We start from the raw sequence: 17,617 nt of genomic DNA, 5'->3' as shown, positions 1-17,617 counted from the left end.
GTTGCGGCTGGACCCCGGTTCCCTATCGGCTACAATTTCCGGACAGCAAAATCGGGACGATGAATGAGTTGCGGCTGGACCCCGGTTCCCTATCGGCTACAATCAAAACCACGGTGACCAGCACTAGCGTCAAGTTGCGGCTGGACCCCGGTTCCCTATCGGCTACAATCCATGGGGCCGCCTCGTCCGGTCTGGCACAGTTGCGGCTGGACCCCGGTTCCCTATCGGCTACAATGATCACGCCGACAAGGCCGTCCCCCCAGGCGTTGCGGCTGGACCCCGGTTCCCTATCGGCTACAATCCGCTCGCGGCGATCGGCGACGCCCGGATCGTTGCGGCTGGACCCCGGTTCCCTATCGGCTACAATGGGCGCCTGGGGATACCTGGGATGTTTTGTTGCGGCTGGACCCCGGTTCCCTATCGGCTACAATGCTGCACTGCGACGGGGTGGACGGCAGTACGTTGCGGCTGGACCCCGGTTCCCTATCGGCTACAATAGCGGCGATCAGGGCGCGGCCACGGCTAGCGTTGCGGCTGGACCCCGGTTCCCTATCGGCTACAATTGGCCGCCGCCCCGCCGTGGCCGCAAGCAGTTGCGGCTGGACCCCGGTTCCCTATCGGCTACAATCCCCGGTTCGGTTGGGATGCCGGCACCCATGTTGCGGCTGGACCCCGGTTCCCTATCGGCTACAATCTGCGCTGTTATGTCCTGATCGGCTTCCCGGTTGCGGCTGGACCCCGGTTCCCTATCGGCTACAATCACCATCGGCGCCAGACCGCACGCTGGAAGTTGCGGCTGGACCCCGGTTCCCTATCGGCTACAATAAGGTTGACCAGTTCACCAAGGGTTTGTGGGTTGCGGCTGGACCCCGGTTCCCTATCGGCTACAATGGCGCGGTGAAGACGGCGGCGAAAGCCATCGTTGCGGCTGGACCCCGGTTCCCTATCGGCTACAATGGAGGCGGATGATGGGTCGGTACCCTGGTAGTTGCGGCTGGACCCCGGTTCCCTATCGGCTACAATCCGGCCATCGGCCGGGCGGTGGACGTCCGCGTTGCGGCTGGACCCCGGTTCCCTATCGGCTACAATTCCGGACGGAAATGGACGGCATGATCCCGGTTGCGGCTGGACCCCGGTTCCCTATCGGCTACAATATCGGCGGCGGAACCCCACTTTCCCTGGTCGTTGCGGCTGGACCCCGGTTCCCTATCGGCTACAATCAACCGGCCTGGTGGCCAACCGCATGTGATGTTGCGGCTGGACCCCGGTTCCCTATCGGCTACAATCCAGCGGTAGATGTGGCCGACCGACTTGCCGTTGCGGCTGGACCCCGGTTCCCTATCGGCTACAATACAACGAGAAGACGCGAAGGCACCTGTACGGTTGCGGCTGGACCCCGGTTCCCTATCGGCTACAATTTGCCCGGCTTGGCCCAGATCGGGCTATCGGGTTGCGGCTGGACCCCGGTTCCCTATCGGCTACAGTTGCGGCTGGACCCCGGTTCCCTATCGGCTACAATACAAACCCTTGCAACGCCCTGGAAACAGGGCGTTTTTTTTGGCCGTGCGGGGTGAAAAACAGGAGGGCATGGGTCAGAACAGGGCCAGTTGCTCGGGTTTTTTCGGATTGGCTTCGCGACCGCGTCCGACGAAGGAGATGCTTTGCTCGAACTGCTTGTCGGTGAAGAAGACGATGCTGACCTTGCCCGCCTTGGGCACGGACTTCTCGATAGCCTTGACGTGGGTTTCCGCCTGTTCCCGCCCGGTACAGAAACGCAGATAGACGGAAAACTGGCTCATCTCGAAGCCCCGGTCGAGCAGGAAATTGCGGAAACGGGTCGCCCGCCCCCGTTCCTCGCGGGTCCCCACCGGCAGATCGAACAACACCATCATCCACATCAGGCGGTATCCCGATAGAGCCGTCATGCCTCCGGCCTGCTCTCACCCCAGGCCGCCAGGTCCAGGGGCGGCGGTGGGTCCGGCAGGTCAAGCTCGGGCGAGCCGCTCTCGAAGGAGCGCGCCACCGACAGGGCCAGCCGTTCCAGGCACGCCGCCAGGGGCGTCCGGCCCTCCGCCGTCGGCAGATCGGCCCAGGACAGTCCCGCCAAGATCCGCTTGCTGTCGCGGTCCACCTCGCGCCGACCGCCATCGGCCAAACGCACCACCGCCAGGTCCACTAGGGGCCGGAAGGGCTCCATCAGGTCGTCCACCAGCCGCATGGGATTGCCCCGGTTGCTGTGGAACAGCCCCAGGGTGGGATGCAGCCCCGCCCCCATCACCGCCCGCGCCGTGGCCGCCCGGAGCACCGTGTAGCCGTAGTTCAGGAGGCCGTTGATCTCGCTCCCCTGGGGGTCGCGGCGGAAGTCCGCCCCCATCAGCAGGGGCCAGTAGCGCCGCGCCGCCTGGGCCTCGATGTTGTCGGGATCGCCGGACCGCACCTCCCGCGCCAAGGCCTCGAAGGCCCCGGCGGGCTGGCCCCGGGCTTCCAGGATGGCGCCCTGCATCTGGACCTTGGCCTTGACCAGCCCTTGCCAGAGGCGCTTGCGCAAGGGCTGGGGCGCGGCGATCTGGGCATCCATGCGGGCGGCCTGGACATGATGGCCGTCCACCGGCCACAGGAAGGCCTCGGGCCGGTGGTGGGGGCCGCACAGCACCACCGGCGCCCCCCGACGGGCCAGTTCCAGCAGGGCGTTGTTGCTGTAGGTCAGGCCATGGGCGTTGGCGATCAGGGCCGCGATGTCGTCCAGGGGCACCCGGCCCAGTTCGCGGCCCTTCTCCGTCACCACCAGGAAGCCCCGCTCCACCGCCAGGTGGCGGTTGTCCTCGGCGATTTCCACGAAGCGCCCCGGCATGGCACGGGCCTCACTTCGGAGGCGGAACGGCGAAGATCCGTCCCAGGGCATCCACCCGCACCCGGCGGGCCTTGCCTTCCTTGAGGCGGGAATAGGACGCCAGCAGCCAGCGGAAAGAGTCATCGGGATCGTCGTGGCGTTCCTGCAGGGCGCCTCCTTCGTTATGCGGAACCAGATGAACACGGTTCGCCGAAGGGGCCAACTGCACCACCTGCATGACTTGGCGCTTGCCGTCGTGGTCGATTTCCACGAAGTCCTTCTTGTGCAGCACCATCACCAAGCGGGCACCGGGAAACTCGGTACGCCAGCGCGGGCGATGGTCCTTCTGGTTGGCCTGAAAGACCGTCACCGCCTCGCCGGCCCAGGTGCCGTCCGCCTTCGCGAAGATCTCGATGCGGTGGTTGTCGCCGGGAATCACCGCCTTGTAGGCCTTGCCCTGACGGTTCAGGATCGGCACCACGTCCTTTTCCGGTTTCAGCAGGCGGATGTGGCGGATGCCTGTCTTTTCGGCGAAGGCGGACAGGATCAGCTTGAGCTTCTTGTCCGGCGCGGCTTGCCGTTCCTCGGCCACCCAATCGAGAATCCGTTGCCGCAGTTCCTTGTCGCGGATGCGGTCGATCTCCTTGTCGCTCAGGCCCGCCAGCGGCTTGCGGCGGACCAGGTTGCAGCCGTCCCAGTCCTCGGGCTTGCGCACCAGCCCATAGGCGGTATCCTCGTGCAGGCGGCCGCCGGTGCCATGTTCCGCCCGATGCGCCACCACCATCCGGTCCAGCGCGGCGCGGAAGTCCTCGCGGAAGCCGTCCCAGGGTTCCGGGAAGTTGGACAGGATGCGGCCCCGTTCGTCCGGATGGCCGGCGGTGGCGATGCGCTGCAACATGCTCCGGTCGGTGAGCGCCACCACGAAGGCATCGATGGCATGATGGCGGTGGTCGTCGCGGTTCTTCCGGTCGTTGTCCGACAGCAGGCCGTTGAGTCCCCATTTGCCACGCAGCATCTCGGTCAGCCGTCCCGGCACCACCCAGACCTGGTTGGGATCGCAGACATGGGCCAGGTAACGGCGCGACAGCCGCGCCAGGTACTGGGTGTCCTGAAGCTGGCGGTCCAGGAAATTCCGTTCCTCGTTCTCGAAGCGATCCATGGCGTCGGGATCGAAGCGCCAGCGCTTGTTGCCCGGCAAGGTCTGGGCGCGGGCCAGGATATCGGGCCAGTGGGGCTGGTGGCCGAAGGCCTCGAAGGGGGAGTCGTTGGTCTTGCCGCGATTGCAGGCGCGATGCACCACGGTCTTGTTGGCCGCCGAATTGTCCAGGGTGCGGCTGAAGGGCAGGATGTGGTCCACCTCCACCGCATCGGATAGCAGTTCGGCGGAACCGATGGTCCTGCCGCAGTAGACGCATTGGCGCTTGAAGGGATCGGCGCTCAATTCCTCCCACAGGCGGAGGCGGAGGCGGTTCTCGCCGGTGTCCGCCAGTTGCATGCCGTGCAGTTCCCGACGGCGTTCGTCGTTCTTCTCCCGGTTGGCGGCGTTCTCCTGCTCCTTCCTCCGGCGCTCCTCGCGGCTCAGCTTCAATTCGCGGGCCAGTTCCACCACCACCTGGGCCGGCGGCCCGTTGGCGTCGATGACGGCGTTCACCACCCGGCGCAACTGGTTCAGCCCGATATGCACCGTGGGATTGGGATAGCGGCCGTAGCGCCGTTCGGGGCCATCGGAAGGATCGCCGGTGCCCGCCAAGTCCTCGGCCAGCACCTGGCCGTAGTAGGGCAGACGCGGCAGAATGTTCTTGGGCCGGCGATCGGAGTGGTGCAGTTCCAGGCGGGCGATGGCCTTGTCCTCGCGGACGGGCACCGCCAGCACCTCGCCGGTGGCGGTGTCGGTCCATTCCACCGCTTCCCTTTCCAGGACCGGCACCAGCCGCGACAGGACACAGCGGCCGAAGCGCACGTGGCGTTCCGGCAGCAGCGTATCGGAAACCTTCTCGGCGGCTTCCGGCGCCAGGCCGCACTCGCTTTCCAGCCAGTGGATCAGGTCTTCCTCGTTCTCGTCGGCCAGCAGGCGCTCGACGATGGCGTGCTGGCGGACTGGCGGCAGGTCATGCCAGGCCTTGCCGAAGGCGTCCTTGTGAGCCAGGCGAGCCGCCGTTTCGTCGCCCTTCAGGCCCTTGCGGCCGACCCGTTCCAGGTTGAACTCCCAGTCCGTCTCCAGCTTGAGGGTCTTGCGGATGGCGTCGAAGGAAACCTCCTTGGCCCGCAGCAGCTTGCCCAGCAACAGGTCGCGCTGCGCCACGGTCAAGGGGCGGGAGGCCTGACCGGGCAGGCGGATTTCCAGGTTGGCCAGCTCCTTGAGGATGCGGAAACGCTGGGCGATGGGCAGCGCCCAGGGCGCGCGCTCGTGGCGGAGCTTCGCCTCTCCAGGAGTCAGGCCATCCCGGTTGTCGGGATCGAAGGCGCAGGGCTTGCCGGGGTCCAGGGTGCAGCGCCCCACCGGCACCGGCTTCAAGGGCCGCTGGTGCAGCAGGATGCCGCGCAGAACGTCACGGGCCGCACCGGGCAGGGTGGGATCGAGGCGGGCCTGGGTTTCCCAGAGAAGATCGAATTCCCGCGCCGTCATCTCGCGGGTGGGGTAGAGGTCGTATTCGGCCTTGGCGCCTTCGCCCCTAAGCCGCGCCCGCACCGGCTGGCGCTGGGCGTGCAGCAGGGCCAGGTATTCGCCCAGGGTGCGGGCACCGGCATCTTTCATCGCCGCTTCCAGCTTGCGCGTGGCCGTGCGGATCTTGCCCTTGTCGTCGTCGCCGCCCTTGTCCACCTTGCGGTTGCTGGCGAAGCCCCGGCGCTGGTTCATATGGAAAAGCGCCCGCCCCAGGTGGGCACGCGGCAGGAGTTCGTCCAGACCCTGGCGGCGCAGGCAATAGGGGTCCAGGGCTTCCAGCGCCTTGCGGTGCTTTTCCTCGGCGGGCATCAGGCCGAAGGCGATGAGCTTGGCCATCAGGGCCGCCTGGCGCCTGAGGAAGCGGTCGCGCCGCTTGCGGGCCGAGCGGGCCAGCCGGCGATCCTCGGCCAGCGAGGAGCCCTTCTTGGGGTCGCGGCCGTCGCCGAAGATGCGCGCCCCGGCGGCGGCGAGCGCATCCGGCTCCCCGTCGTCCCCCAGCCGCAGCACACACCAACCGATGGATTTGCTGCCCACGTCGATCCCGAGTCGATAGGTCATGACTCCCCCCACGAGTATGGATTGTACATGGCGAGACTATCCTATGGTGTATTGCCAAGGAAGACCATTTCCTATAGGGTGAGACCTTGATAGGTGGCTCCAATCTATTTAGCCGATAGGGAACCGGGGTCCACCCGTTAACAAGCCTTTTAAAGGCACAAGATGAGGGCAGGCTCCGGCCTGCCCTCGTTCGTTTTGCGCTACGCATGGTGATGATCTTGGATGCAGAAATCCACCACCAGTCAATTGGACATCTCGAAAAACCATCATTCTGACGGTGTCCAGTATGGCCTGATTGCGGACACGCTGGGTGGGGTGGCGGCCATGTTCAGGCGCCCTTCACTTCGGAGGTGCTGGAAACCTTCCGTGCAGAAGGGCCGGGGCAATGCTCCGGCGGCCCCCGTCGGAATCCCGGCCTGAATCCTTTACTCCGCCGTTCGCCTGGCGCAGACTGGAAAGCCGGTAGGGGCCTTGGATCGGCGGCGGGCGTTATGGCTGGAGTGGCGGAACTCATCGCGGCGCTATCGATTCTGATCAGCTTGGCGGCCATCTGGATGGTCTCGGACCTGATGAAGAAATCGGATGCCAACAACCGCGAATTCTACCTGATGCACATCAAGACCCTGAAGGATGCGGTGGCCGACCAGAAGGCCACCCTGGACGCCGTCATGCGCCGCATGGGCGAGGTGGAGCGCCAGTCCGCCGCCGCCCGCGAAACGGCCGAGCGGGCCGAGGCACGGGCCGCCGTGATGGAAAACGCCTTGCGCGGCCTGGCCGAAGGTGTCGCCGCCCTGGACCGCAGCATTCCGCAGCGCTATCGTGTCGCCGGCAGGCAGGCAGGCGATTCCGCCAAAGGCGGGGATCAGCCGAGCGTGCAATAGCCCGTTCGGGTGGGACTCCCCTCCCCGGTTGGGCGTCATCTATCGGAAAGATAAGAGTTTTTCTTGCCAGGCACGGGGGTTGCTGCTAACACGCCCGGCGCATTGCGGAAGAACGCGGAATTCAGCGAAGGAACCGACACCATGACAGCGTCCGCCAATCTGCCCACCCGGCATCCCAAGGTGTTGGCCTGGCTCGAGGAAGTGAAGGAACTCTGCCAACCCGATTCGGTTTATTGGTGCGACGGTTCCCAGGAGGAATACGACCGCCTGTGCCAGGAAATGGTCGACAAAGGCACCTTCATCCGCCTGAACCCGGACAAGCGCCCCGGCTGCTTCCTCGCCCGTTCCCATCCTTCCGACGTGGCGCGGGTGGAAGACCGCACCTTCATCTGTTCGCGGAACGTGGAAGACGCCGGCCCGACCAACAACTGGTCCAATCCCGAGGAAATGAAGAAGACTCTGCGCCGCCTGTTCAAGGGCTCGATGCGCGGGCGCACGCTCTACGTGGTTCCCTTCAGCATGGGCCCGTTGGGATCGCCCATCGCCCATATCGGCGTGCAGTTGTCCGATTCGCCTTACGTGGCGGTCAACATGCGGATCATGACCCGCATGGGCGCCAAGGTGTGGGACGTCCTGGGCGACGACGGCGACTTCGTGCCCTGCCTGCATTCGGTGGGCGCCCCCCTGGAACCCGGCCAGGCCGACAGCCCCTGGCCCTGCGAGGGCGATCCGGCCAACAAGTACATCGTCCACTTCCCCGAGGAAAAGGCCATCTGGTCCTACGGCTCGGGTTACGGCGGCAACGCGCTCCTGGGCAAGAAGTGCTTCGCCTTGCGCATCGCGTCTTCCATGGCCCGCGAGCAGGGCTGGCTGGCCGAACACATGCTGATCCTGGGCCTCGAAAGCCCCCAGGGCGAGAAGACCTACGTCGCCGCCGCCTTCCCCAGCGCCTGCGGCAAGACCAACTTGGCCATGATGATCCCGCCCGAAGGATTCCCGGGCTGGAAGACGCTGACCGTCGGCGACGACATCGCCTGGATCAAGCCCGCCCCCGACGGCACGCTGCGAGCCATCAACCCGGAAGCCGGTTATTTCGGCGTGGCGCCCGGCACCTCGATGAAGTCCAACCCCAACGCCATGATGATGCTGGATCGCGACTGCATCTTCACCAACGTGGCGCTCACCGACGACGACGACGTCTGGTGGGAAGGCATGGACGGCCCGGTGCCGTCGCACGCCATCGACTGGCAGGGCAACGACTGGACGCCCGACGCGGGCCGTCCGGCGGCCCATCCCAACGCCCGCTTCACCGCGCCGGCCCGCCTTTGCCCCAGCCTCGATCCGGCCTGGGAAGACCCGGCCGGCGTGCCGATTTCCGCCTTCATCTTCGGCGGGCGCCTGTCCAAGACTTTCCCGCTGGTCTACGAGGCCTTCGACTGGTCGCACGGCGTCTACCTGGCGGCGACCATGGGTTCGGAAGCCACCGCGGCGGCCATCGGCCAAGCGGCGATCCGCCGCGATCCCATGGCCATGCTGCCCTTCTGCGGCTACAACATGGGCGATTACTGGAAGCACTGGCTGGAGATGGAAAGCCGCAGCCAGGAGTTGCCGAAGATCTTCCGCGTCAACTGGTTCCGCAAGGATGCCAACGGCAAGTTCATCTGGCCGGGCTTCGGCGAGAACATGCGGGTGCTTAAGTGGATCGTCGATCGCGTCCACGACCGCGCGCACGCGGTGGAAAGCCCCTTCGGTTTCATGCCGCGCTACCTGGACCTGGAATGGAAGGGTCTGGACTTCGGTGCCGAGACCTATCACCGCCTGATGTCCATCGACCGGGCCGAGGCGGCGGCGGAAGCGGAAGACCAGAAGGAACTGTTCACCCGCTTCGGCCCCCACCTGCCCAAGGAACTGGAGTTGCAGCGCCAACTGCTGGCCGAACGCATCGCCCGCGCGCCCGAGGTGTGGGAACTGGAACGCTAGCAATTCCGCTCTTGACGGAATTGCGTCGTCGCTCCGCCCGGAGGGCGGGCGGCCAAAAGCAGTGACGAGGGCCGATTCCGTGATTTCCGGATCGCCCCCCTTCAGTCACGGGCTGTCCGGTTGCAAGGCGAATCGCGGTTTCGTAGTATCGGACACCGCGCTTGCGCCGAATGCATAGGGAGGCCTTCATGTCCGCCATGCTGCCCGCCACGCCCATCGGGGCGCTGGATATTTCGTCCACCAGCCTGAAGCTGAAGATGCATCTGGCTGTGACGGCGGCGAAGCTGTTCGGGTTCTGGAAGCGACCGGACCCGAGAGCCGCGACCACGTTCGAGGAGATGGGCCTGCGGGACATCTTCTACTGGGTCTACAAGTGCACCCACCCCGTAACCCGGCCCGAGGCCGGGGTGGACATGGCGAAGCTTTTGATGCGCGATGCCGGCAGCGTCCGCCTGCCCGACGGGTTCGAGAAACAGGCGACGCTCACCCTGGGGGCCGGCGGGGACCTATTGCAGGCCAAGGGGCTGGCCCATTCCAAGGACGTCCTGTTCGAAAGCGTGGCCGACCTGCTGTTCGGCCAGACCGTCTCCTATGCCAATTTCGAATCGCCCATCACCACCCAGGAACTGAAGGAAGAAGTCATCAGCGACCGCGAAGCCCCCTACGAATGCTGTTCGCGCGACCAGTTCGACATCCTGAAGGGCCACAAGGGCAAGACCTTCACCGTGATGCATACGGCGAACAACCACATGTTCGATTACAAGGTGGAAGGCCTGGAGACCACGCAGAAGGTCTTCGCGGAAGAAGGCATCCTGCCGGTCGGTACCAACGCGACGCCGGACCGGTACGGCCGCGGCCGGGTGCTGGAAATCGGCGGGATGAAGCTGGGCTTCGCCGCCGCCACCTTCGGGCTCAACGGCCATGCGATGCCGGACGAGGAAAAGTTCCGCATCCATCATGCGAAGCTGTCCTCGAAATTCGCCGATCCCGACCTGGACCTGGTGGGGCGCCAGATCGAGGACTGCAAGGCCCAGGGCTGCGACTTCATCTTCGCCTCCCTGCATTGGGGCTGGGAGTTCGAGTTCTTCCCGCGCCGCCAGCAGGTGGAAGCGGCCCGGCGGCTGGTCGAAATGGGGGCGGACGCCGTCCTCGCCCACCATCCGCACGTCATCCAGCCGGTGGAATACTACCGCACGCGGCGCGATCCCGACCGGGTGGCGGTCATCGCCTATTCCCTGGGCAGCCTGACCTGGGGCTATTCGGCGCCCCATCTGGTCCTGAGCGCCATTCTCAACCTGTCCCTGGCCAAGGGGCGCCACCAGGGGCGCGAGGCCACCTACATCGAGTCCGCCAGGGTGACCCCGATCTTCCGCAGCGCCGCCGACGAAGGCGGCCGGCTGGTGACCCGCCTGGAAAGGCTGGCCGACCATGTGGACGGCCGCGGCACCCGCCATCCGCCGGCCTATATCGCGGAAATCAAGCGCCTGTCCGACCTGGTGCTGGGACCGGAGGTCTTGGGCTGAGGCGAGGCAACCCCAGGCCATCCAGAAGGTTGCATCTCGCGCAAAAGCATGCGATTTCTTGGCGATGCAGCCTTTGACCCCGCCCTTCGCCACCCTTCTGGACAACCTGAACCGGCCTTCCGCGCCGGTCGGACATCAGGCGATGGCGGACAACTTCCTTTGGGAAAACCGGGTGGCGGAAGACCGCCAGCGGGGCTACGAAACCGGCTATCCGCCGGTATTGCCCCGCCTGGCCCGCACCAAGGCCCCCGTCGCCGCCGCCCCCTGGACGGCGGCCCATGGGCGCTATCTGGCGGACCGTATCCGCAGGTCCCTGCCCGAAACCTTCCAGGGGGGAAACCCGGCGGGCCTCTCCGCCATCGACGAAGGCATCACCCTGGTGCGCCTGGAAGACCTGGACTGGGCCTTGGCCGGAAGCCGGGTTCCCGCGGACAGGCTGCTGGATGCCTTCGCGGCCCATAGCGAAGATCGCGACCGGGGGGGCATGACCCCCGACGAGGGGCGGGAACTTCTGGCGAAGGCCCTGCGCCGTCTCCATCGCATGCGGGACGCCCGACCGGTCTTCGCCACCTTACGCGACTGCGTTCCCGAAGCGGCGGGTGCGGACTGGGCGGAAGCGCTCTGCCGCCGCCTGGGCCTCGCCCATTACCTGGACGGCCGGCGGCGGCTGCTTGCCCGCTTCGAATACAAGGTCGGCGAGGTGCTGCGCCCGCTGCCGCGGGCGGAACGCCCGGACGCCTTCAGCCAGCCCACCTTGCTGGACGGCGACCTGCACGGCTGGTTCATGCCGGTGCCGCCGGGACAGGACTACGGGCGGGCGGTCTTCCTGGGCCCGGCGCCGGGGGCCGGCGCGGCGCCGGAAATCCTGCACCGCAAGAAGCTCTATGGGCTTTCCGACCTGAAGGGGCTATCCTACCTGGAAGCGACGGCGACCGAAGACTTGGCCCAATGCCGCGACGCCCATCTGGAACGGCTCCGGACGGCATCGGGGGCCGGGGCGTTCGGTCGTTTCCTGGCGTATCGAACGGGCAGCCCATGACCCATCACCGCTGGCTGGACAGCTTCGCCTTGGACCCGGACGGGCAATTGGATGCCCTCACCGGCGGCTTCGCCGACATCGCCCCCTACGAACGCCTGCCGGCCGACGAAATCCTGGCCGCCCTGTTCGATCCCCTGCCGCCCGACGACGAACGGCGCGGGCAGTTGGACGCGGCGGCGCTCGGCTGGTTCCGCTACCGCATGGCCTGGACGCCCGCCGACCGCCTGGAATACGGCATCGACGGCTACGTGGCGGAAGCGGTGGAAATGCTGCGCGCCGTCCACCGCCTGCCGCTGGAACGGACCGGCAAGGCCATCCACGACGACTTCTTCCGCTTCCACCGCTGGGCCTGGCCCCTGGTGCAGGGGCCGGAACGGGACCCGCTGGACGAACTCCGGCGCGTGCTGGCCGGCTTCCAGCGGGACCGGCGCTGGCTGCCCCTGTGGTACCGGCTGTGCGAAGGGGCCGGGACGGACACGGAAGGCCGGCTGGACGCGGGCATCCTGGGCCTGCGCCGCCTGCCCAAGGCCGCCGGGACCGATCCCGACCTGCGCGACGAGGTCCTGATCGGCCTGCTGCGCTGGAGCCAGGATTTCAAGGGCGCGGACAGGAAGCTGTTCGAACGGGAACTCCTGGTCCTGCGCGCCCTTTACCCCTATCCCGAGGCCGACTGGCGCCGCCGCCTGGCCCAGGCCGCCGCGGGCTTTCCGGGGCATCGGGCGGTAAAGTGGCTGGGGTTGGAGGATTTGTCGAACGCGAGCCCGCGGCGGCCCGAACGCCAGGAACGGGAAGACTTGCTGAACGACATCGACGAGGCTCCCCTCGCCGACCTGGAGCCCCGCATCCATGACCTGATCGATCGCCACGAAGCCTACGCGCGGGCCACCGGGACCGGCGAACACCTGGTCAAGACCGCCTGCAACATCGCCAACCGCATTCGCGACCGGGACGCCGATCTGGCCGTGGAACGCCCTGGCGGCGGCCGGAAAGGCGGATGCCGCCCTGGCGGTGGCCTGGGAAGCGGCGGAAAACCGCTTTCCCCATGTCGTCCAATGCCGTGCCCAACTGGCCGAATGCCTGATCGCGGCCGACCGGCCCGCCGAGGCCGAGGCCGTCTATCGCCAGGCGATGGCGGACTTTCGGGAGAATGTGGTTTGCCGGGCCGGCCTGGCGAAGGTTTATTTGATGCAGGACCGCCATGCCGAGGCCGAGGCGGCCTACCGCGAAGCGCTGGCGCTCGACGCCGGGAACAAGGTGACCATGACCGGTCTGGCGGACGTGCTGTGGAAGCTGGGCAAGGACGAAGAGGCGGCGGCCCTGACCCGCCAAGTCATGGAGCGGTGGCCGGACGATCCTTATACCCGGAGCCTGGCCGCGAGGCTGGCGGACCACGACGCCGGCGGCCATGTGACGGCGGTTCCCTCACCCCAGACTGCTGGCCCGCAAAGGAAAGGGGGCACGCGGCCGTCCCGTCGGCCGTGGGGGGCGGAGATTGCGGAGATCGCAGAGGCGGCGAAGGCGGCCGAGGCCCGCTTCCTGGCGCGGCTGGACGCGGAAAACGGCGATGCCCCCTGGTACGTTCTTCTGCGCGACCGGTTCCGCAACCAGGGGACGGCCAGCCTTGGCGAGGCGGTGGAAAGCCGCCAGAACGACGTCTACGCCCGCCTGACCCTGGCCCTCCACCAGCCGGAAGAAAAGGCGAGGCTGGCGGCCGAGGCCGCCGCCTTCCCGGGGGCCTGGAGCGTGCAGGCGATGGCGACCCTGGCCGCGGGCGGGGCGGCCAACTGGAACGCCCTGGACCGCCGCTTCCCCACCCACGCGGGGGCCACCGCCCTGGCCGGCCTGCTGGCGGCGGCGGACGCCCAGGCCCGTCGGCAGTTCTGGGGGCGCCAGGAAGACTGGACCCGCGCGGCACCGGAAAGGGACGCCCTGGCGAAGGCCTTGCGGGACGGCCTGTTCCAGGGCCTGGGCGACGGGCCGGCCGCGCCAACGGGCGACAACTTAATGGCAGGCAAGCTGAAGGCCGCCATGCGGGCCCGGATCGACGACGATTTCATCCGCGACCGCCTGGAAGCGAAGCGGGCCGACCTGGAAAAGCTTCTGGAATCGCACCTGCTGGCCGACGCCGCCGGCGCCCTGGCCGCCTGACCCGTCCGTCAGCCGCCCTTGATTTCCACCCGCTTCGGGCGCTTGCTGCAGCGCTTGGGCAGGGTCATGTGCAGGACGCCTTGGTCGAAGAAGGCGGTGATGCGGTCCGCGTCCACCCGTTCGGGCACCGGAAAGCTGCGGCGGAATGAGCCGTAGCTGCGTTCGGCGATCAGGGAATTCCGCCGCGCCTCCTGGCGTTCCGTCCGCTTCTCGCCCTTCACGGTCAGGGTGCCGTCAGCCAGGATGACCTCGATGTCGTCCTCGTCCATGCCGGGCAGTTCGGCGCTGACGGTGAATTCGGTGTCGGTCTCGCCCACCTTGACCTTGGGGGTCAGCGGGCAGGTGGGCGCGATGGCCCGTTCCAGATGCCGGAAGGGCGAAAGATTCCATCGCCCCGATCCATAGGGCGAGGCCTTGTAGAAGCTGTCGACCAGGGTGTCGATCTCCCGGCGCAACGCCACCAGGGAATCGGCGATGCCCAGACTCAAGGGTTCCGGGCCCGCCGGGGCTCGCGCGGCCTTCCTGGATTTGGCGACCTTGACCTGCATGGCGGTCTCCCAAGGAAAATGCCGCCTGCAGAAGGCGGCTCTCCCCTCCGCGGCGTTTTCCATTATACCACGAAATGCGGCATTCTTGTGGTGGGACGCCGGCTCAGCCGCCGAAACTCTTCACCAGGCTGCCGACGATCATGTACCAACCGTCCACCAGCACGAAGAAGATGATCTTGAACGGCATGGACACGATCACCGGCGGCAGCATCATCATGCCCATGGCCATCAGCACCGAAGCCACCACCATGTCGATGACCAGGAAGGGAATGAAGATCAGGAATCCCATCTCGAAGGACCGGCGCAATTCGCTGATCATGAAGGCCGGCAGCAGGATGCGGAACGGCGCGCCCCCCTTCAACTCTTCGTCGGAGACCTTGGCGATGTCGGCGAACAGGTGGAGATCCTGCTCGCGGGTGTAGCGGACCATGAACTTGCGGAAGGGCTCGGCCGCCTTGGTGAAGCCTTCCATCTCCTCCATGCGGTTCTCGATCATCGGCCGGATGCCCTGGTCGTAGGATTCCTGAAAAGTCGGCATCATGATGAACAGGGTGACGAACAAGGCCAGGCTGGTCAGGACCTGGTTGGGCGGAACCGACTGGGTACCCAGCGCGGTGCGCAGGAACGACAGGACGATGATGATGCGGGTGAACGACGTGACCATGACCAGCAGGCTGGGCGCAATGCTCAGTACGGTCATCAAGGCGACGAGTTGCACCACCCGGGCGGTCGCCATGCCGCCTTCCTCGCCCAGGTCGAGCTGGATGGACTGGGCGGCGGCGGGCCCCGCGAGAAGCAGGCCTCCGAGGCCGACGGCGGCCAGGGCGATCCACGGGCGGCGGTTCATGGCTTGATCTCCGCGACGGGGGCGGGAATGGCGGTCTCGACGAGCAGGTCCGCCTGGGTCCCCAGCAGCACGAGATGCTCGACGCCATCGCGGCGCAACAGGACCAGGCGGCGACGGGTGTCGATGGGGATGATCTCGACGATGGCGAGGCGGCGCTGTCCGGCGCCGCGCAGGGCGGGGCCGTAGCCGAAGCCGAACCGCCGGGCCATGGCCGCCCCAAATCCGATCAGCGCCAGCACGAAGATCAAGGCCAGAACGAAGCGAATGTAGCTTTCCGGTTCGCTGGGCATGGCTACTTGCCTTCCCGCAGGATGTCGAAGGCGCGCGCCGCCTGGTGGCGCAAGGGCGCCGGGAAGGGATCGCCGTGGCGGGCCGCCAAGTCCCTTTCCAACCCGTCCAGATCCTGCAGCAGATGCCCAAGGAGCGCCCGCGCCTCGCCCCGTTCGGCGCCATCGGCCGGCGGATTGCCGGCCAGCATGACGCAAAGGGCGCGGACCCGGCCTTCGAGGGCCGAAAGGTCCACCGACCGGCCAGCCGCCAGATGACGGCGGGCCATGGCGATCAGGGCGCCCACCCGCTCCGCGTCGGCCCGGAAGGCACTCATGGCCCCTGCTCCCGAGCCTCGGGCGGTGACTGGCGATTGACCTTGTAAAGGTAGACCAGGATTTCGGCGACGGCGGCGAAGGCCTCGACGGGAATCTCGCTGTCGACGTCCACCGCGGCCAGAACTTCCGCCAGATCGGCGTCCTCGCGCACCTTGACCCCGTGGGCGAAGGCGATCCCGAGAATCTGTTCGGCGATCACGCCCCGCCCGCTGGCCACCACCACCGGCGCGCGCCCCCCGGTCCCATCGTAGTCCAGGGCGACCGCCACCGGCCGCTTGGCGGGGGCATCGGTCTTCTCGCCGCCGTCGTCGTCCCGGATGTCGATCACGCAGAGGTATCCCTTGCCGATTCGCTCTCCAGGATGGCAAGGCATGCTTAAGGAAGGCTTAAGCGGGAACATCGGGCGTCATTCGGCGGCGGGAAGGCAGGGAATTTACGTCTTGTTAACGATAACCGCGCATACTGGCTTCCTCGGAGCGAAGAAAGGCGGCGTTCCATGGAACTCGAAGATCCCATGTTCGGCCTGATGAAGCAGCGCATGAATTGGCACGCGCAGCGGCAAGAGGTCCTGGCCCACAACGTCGCCAACGCCGACACGCCGCGCTTCCGGCCCCGCGATCTGATGCCCATGAAGTTCACCCAGATGCTCCAGCGCCAAGCCATGCAGGTCAACATGGACGTCACCACGCCGGGTCATTTGCCAGGCACGCGCAAGCGCGTCCGCGATTTCACCGAGCAGGAAGAGGCCAAGCCCTTCGAAACGGCACCCGCCGGCAACGGGGTGATCATGGAAGAGCAGATGGCCAAGCTGAACGAAAACCAGATGGCACAGAAGATGACCACCGAGCTTTACAAGAAACACATGAACAACATCCGCGTCGCCATCGGCAAGCGGTAATCGGGTTCGGGACGGAACGCCATGGACGACATCTTGAAGACATTCCGCATCTCGGCGGCCGGCATGAAGACCCAAGGCACGCGCCTCCGGGTCATTTCCGAGAACGTCGCCAATGCCAATTCCCTGCCCCGCAAGCCGGGCGACCAGCCCTACCGGCGCAAGGTGGTGACCTTCAAGAACGAGTTGGACAAGGCGACGGGACTGCCCCTGGTCAGGATCGACAAGATCAAACCCGACCGCTCCCAGTTCGAGAAGCGCTTCGACCCCCACCACCCGGCGGCGGACCAGGACGGCTACGTGCAGGTGCCCAACGTCAACAGCCTGATCGAGATGTCCGACATGCAGGAAGCCCAACGCAGCTACGAAGCCAACATGAACGTCATCAAATCCTCGAAGAGCATGATGACCCAGACCATCGACATCCTCAAGTAGGCCCAAGGAGCGAGCCATGTCCGGCCCCACGACCAGCTTCAACGACGCCGTTTCCGCCTATGGCCGTATCGCCAAGATCGCCGGCGGCGCCAAGCCTGCGGCATCCGTGGGCGGCGGCGGCGAGGACGATTTCGCCGGTCTGGTCAAGAGCGCCATCCAGGAAGCGGTCCGCATCAACCGCGACGGCGAGAAGTTGTCCATCAAAGCCTTGCAGGACAAGGCGGATCTGAGCCAAGTGGTCAGCGCCGTGGCCGAGGCCGAACTGACCCTGCAGACCTTCGTTGCGGTCCGCGACAAGGTGGTGGAAGCCTACAAGGAAATCCTCCGCATGCCGGTCTGACCCCCGGACGGCTTGGCGAAAAGGAAACGGGGATGGATCAGGCGGCCGTGCTGGAGGTGGGACGCGACGCCATGTGGGTCATTCTCGCGACCTCGGCCCCCATCATGTTCGCCGGCATGGTCGTCGGCATCCTCATCGCGCTCTTGCAGGCGCTGACCTCGATCCAGGAAATGACCCTGACCTTCGTGCCCAAGATCGTGGTGATCTTCCTCGCCATCCTGGTCTTTCTTCCCTTCATGATGAACACCGTCCTCGAATTCGGCTTGCGCCTGTTCGATCGCATGATCGCCGTCGGGTCATAGTCGCGGAAGGCTCCCAACGGT

Annotated in this window: 17 protein-coding genes and 1 CRISPR repeat array; of the genes, 8 read left to right on the top strand and 9 right to left on the bottom strand. The window is 66.5% G+C overall.

Annotation, left to right across the window (positions count from 1 at the left end; translation table 11 throughout):
- Nucleotide 1 precedes the first annotated feature (1 nt).
- A CRISPR array of direct repeats spans nucleotides 2-1,519; the repeat unit is 35 nt; unit sequence TTGCGGCTGGACCCCGGTTCCCTATCGGCTACAAT.
- 73 nt (nucleotides 1,520-1,592) lie between these two features.
- The 3 genes from cas2 to cas9 are packed head-to-tail and all read right to left on the bottom strand — an operon-like array spanning nucleotide 1,593 to nucleotide 6,053.
- Complete coding sequence (gene cas2, locus H7841_09760; GenBank protein MEO5337165.1) at nucleotides 1,593-1,925, bottom strand: CRISPR-associated endonuclease Cas2; 333 nt, start codon at nucleotides 1,923-1,925, stop codon at nucleotides 1,593-1,595.
- A complete protein-coding gene (gene cas1, locus H7841_09755; protein ID MEO5337164.1) occupies nucleotides 1,922-2,851 on the bottom strand; it encodes a type II CRISPR-associated endonuclease Cas1 in 930 nt (309 codons plus the stop codon). The genes cas2 and cas1 overlap by 4 nt, the downstream gene beginning before the upstream one ends.
- Nucleotides 2,852-2,861: 10 nt before the next feature.
- A complete protein-coding gene (gene cas9 / locus H7841_09750) occupies nucleotides 2,862-6,053 on the bottom strand; it encodes a type II CRISPR RNA-guided endonuclease Cas9 (protein MEO5337163.1) in 3,192 nt (1,063 codons plus the stop codon).
- A gap of 500 nt (nucleotides 6,054-6,553) precedes the next feature.
- On the opposite strand from cas9, the gene H7841_09745 reads away from it, so the two are divergent.
- The 3 genes from H7841_09745 (at nucleotide 6,554) to H7841_09735 (ending at nucleotide 10,437) form a co-directional block, all read left to right on the top strand.
- Entirely contained in the window at nucleotides 6,554-6,934 is a 381-nt protein-coding gene (locus H7841_09745) for a hypothetical protein (protein ID MEO5337162.1), read from the top strand.
- A gap of 141 nt (nucleotides 6,935-7,075) precedes the next feature.
- Nucleotides 7,076-8,914 (top strand): phosphoenolpyruvate carboxykinase (GTP), encoded by a 1,839-nt coding sequence (locus H7841_09740; GenBank protein ID MEO5337161.1) that lies wholly within the window; start codon nucleotides 7,076-7,078, stop codon nucleotides 8,912-8,914.
- A gap of 188 nt (nucleotides 8,915-9,102) precedes the next feature.
- Nucleotides 9,103-10,437, top strand: coding sequence for a CapA family protein (locus tag H7841_09735; GenBank protein ID MEO5337160.1), 1,335 nt, complete (start codon nucleotides 9,103-9,105; stop codon nucleotides 10,435-10,437).
- Between the two features lie 912 nt (nucleotides 10,438-11,349).
- Here the strand turns inward: H7841_09735 and H7841_09730 are convergent.
- Nucleotides 11,350-12,342, bottom strand: a complete 993-nt coding sequence (locus tag H7841_09730; protein MEO5337159.1) for a hypothetical protein — start codon at nucleotides 12,340-12,342, stop codon at nucleotides 11,350-11,352.
- Nucleotides 12,343-12,484: 142 nt separating this feature from the next.
- Between H7841_09730 and H7841_09725 the strand changes: the two genes are divergently transcribed.
- Nucleotides 12,485-13,624, top strand: coding sequence for a tetratricopeptide repeat protein (locus H7841_09725; protein MEO5337158.1), 1,140 nt, complete (start codon nucleotides 12,485-12,487; stop codon nucleotides 13,622-13,624).
- Nucleotides 13,625-13,632: 8 nt separating this feature from the next.
- Here H7841_09725 and H7841_09720 read toward each other — a convergent pair whose 3' ends face one another.
- The 5 genes from H7841_09720 to H7841_09700 all read right to left on the bottom strand — a co-directional run bounded on the left by H7841_09720 (nucleotide 13,633) and on the right by H7841_09700 (nucleotide 15,952).
- On the bottom strand, nucleotides 13,633-14,172 hold the full coding sequence (locus tag H7841_09720; protein MEO5337157.1) for an Hsp20/alpha crystallin family protein: 540 nt from the start codon (nucleotides 14,170-14,172) through the stop codon (nucleotides 13,633-13,635).
- Between the two features lie 103 nt (nucleotides 14,173-14,275).
- Nucleotides 14,276-15,019 carry a flagellar type III secretion system pore protein FliP gene (gene fliP / locus H7841_09715; protein MEO5337156.1) on the bottom strand — a complete coding sequence of 248 codons (744 nt, stop codon included), beginning with the start codon at nucleotides 15,017-15,019 and terminating at the stop codon, nucleotides 14,276-14,278.
- Complete coding sequence (locus H7841_09710; GenBank protein ID MEO5337155.1) at nucleotides 15,016-15,309, bottom strand: flagellar biosynthetic protein FliO; 294 nt, start codon at nucleotides 15,307-15,309, stop codon at nucleotides 15,016-15,018. Before H7841_09710 ends, fliP begins: the two co-directional genes overlap by 4 nt.
- 2 nt (nucleotides 15,310-15,311) lie before the next feature.
- Nucleotides 15,312-15,623: a hypothetical protein gene (locus tag H7841_09705; GenBank protein MEO5337154.1), complete on the bottom strand. Its 312-nt coding sequence runs from the start codon at nucleotides 15,621-15,623 to the stop codon at nucleotides 15,312-15,314.
- Nucleotides 15,620-15,952, bottom strand: a complete 333-nt coding sequence (locus tag H7841_09700) for an EscU/YscU/HrcU family type III secretion system export apparatus switch protein (GenBank protein ID MEO5337153.1) — start codon at nucleotides 15,950-15,952, stop codon at nucleotides 15,620-15,622. The genes H7841_09705 and H7841_09700 overlap by 4 nt, the downstream gene beginning before the upstream one ends.
- Before the next feature lie 168 nt (nucleotides 15,953-16,120).
- Here H7841_09700 and flgB point away from each other — a divergent pair, with 168 nt between their 5' ends.
- From flgB to fliQ, 4 genes are read left to right on the top strand one after another with little or no spacing between them, the layout of a single operon-like run.
- Nucleotides 16,121-16,522, top strand: coding sequence for a flagellar basal body rod protein FlgB (gene flgB / locus H7841_09695; protein ID MEO5337152.1), 402 nt, complete (start codon nucleotides 16,121-16,123; stop codon nucleotides 16,520-16,522).
- Between the two features lie 21 nt (nucleotides 16,523-16,543).
- The gene (gene flgC, locus H7841_09690; GenBank protein ID MEO5337151.1) at nucleotides 16,544-16,954 is read left to right on the top strand and encodes a flagellar basal body rod protein FlgC; all 411 of its coding nucleotides are present in this window, start codon (nucleotides 16,544-16,546) and stop codon (nucleotides 16,952-16,954) included.
- A 16-nt stretch (nucleotides 16,955-16,970) separates the two neighbouring features.
- Nucleotides 16,971-17,294, top strand: coding sequence for a flagellar hook-basal body complex protein FliE (locus H7841_09685; protein MEO5337150.1), 324 nt, complete (start codon nucleotides 16,971-16,973; stop codon nucleotides 17,292-17,294).
- Between the two features lie 32 nt (nucleotides 17,295-17,326).
- Nucleotides 17,327-17,596: a flagellar biosynthesis protein FliQ gene (gene fliQ / locus H7841_09680; GenBank protein ID MEO5337149.1), complete on the top strand. Its 270-nt coding sequence runs from the start codon at nucleotides 17,327-17,329 to the stop codon at nucleotides 17,594-17,596.
- The last annotated feature ends 21 nt before the right edge of the window (nucleotides 17,597-17,617 follow it).

Source organism: Magnetospirillum sp. WYHS-4, assembly GCA_039908345.1.
Classification (GTDB): Bacteria; Pseudomonadota; Alphaproteobacteria; order Rhodospirillales; family GLO-3; genus JAMOBD01.
The sequence above is the reverse complement of the archived record's forward strand: the minus strand, read 5'-3'. Positions and strand labels throughout refer to the sequence as shown.

Bases quoted from the DNA above. Each gene is read 5' to 3' on its own strand.
- cas2 (MEO5337165.1), bottom strand. From the start codon at position 1,925: ATGACGGCTCTATCGGGATACCGCCTGATGTGGATGATGGTGTTGTTC.
- cas1 (MEO5337164.1), bottom strand. From the start codon at position 2,851: ATGCCGGGGCGCTTCGTGGAAATCGCCGAGGACAACCGCCACCTGGCG.
- cas9 (MEO5337163.1), bottom strand. From the start codon at position 6,053: ATGACCTATCGACTCGGGATCGACGTGGGCAGCAAATCCATCGGTTGG.
- H7841_09740 (MEO5337161.1), top strand. From the start codon at position 7,076: ATGACAGCGTCCGCCAATCTGCCCACCCGGCATCCCAAGGTGTTGGCC.
- H7841_09735 (MEO5337160.1), top strand. From the start codon at position 9,103: ATGTCCGCCATGCTGCCCGCCACGCCCATCGGGGCGCTGGATATTTCG.
- H7841_09720 (MEO5337157.1), bottom strand. From the start codon at position 14,172: ATGCAGGTCAAGGTCGCCAAATCCAGGAAGGCCGCGCGAGCCCCGGCG.
- fliP (MEO5337156.1), bottom strand. From the start codon at position 15,019: ATGAACCGCCGCCCGTGGATCGCCCTGGCCGCCGTCGGCCTCGGAGGC.
- H7841_09710 (MEO5337155.1), bottom strand. From the start codon at position 15,309: ATGCCCAGCGAACCGGAAAGCTACATTCGCTTCGTTCTGGCCTTGATC.
- H7841_09705 (MEO5337154.1), bottom strand. From the start codon at position 15,623: ATGAGTGCCTTCCGGGCCGACGCGGAGCGGGTGGGCGCCCTGATCGCC.
- flgB (MEO5337152.1), top strand. From the start codon at position 16,121: ATGGAACTCGAAGATCCCATGTTCGGCCTGATGAAGCAGCGCATGAAT.
- flgC (MEO5337151.1), top strand. From the start codon at position 16,544: ATGGACGACATCTTGAAGACATTCCGCATCTCGGCGGCCGGCATGAAG.
- H7841_09685 (MEO5337150.1), top strand. From the start codon at position 16,971: ATGTCCGGCCCCACGACCAGCTTCAACGACGCCGTTTCCGCCTATGGC.
- fliQ (MEO5337149.1), top strand. From the start codon at position 17,327: ATGGATCAGGCGGCCGTGCTGGAGGTGGGACGCGACGCCATGTGGGTC.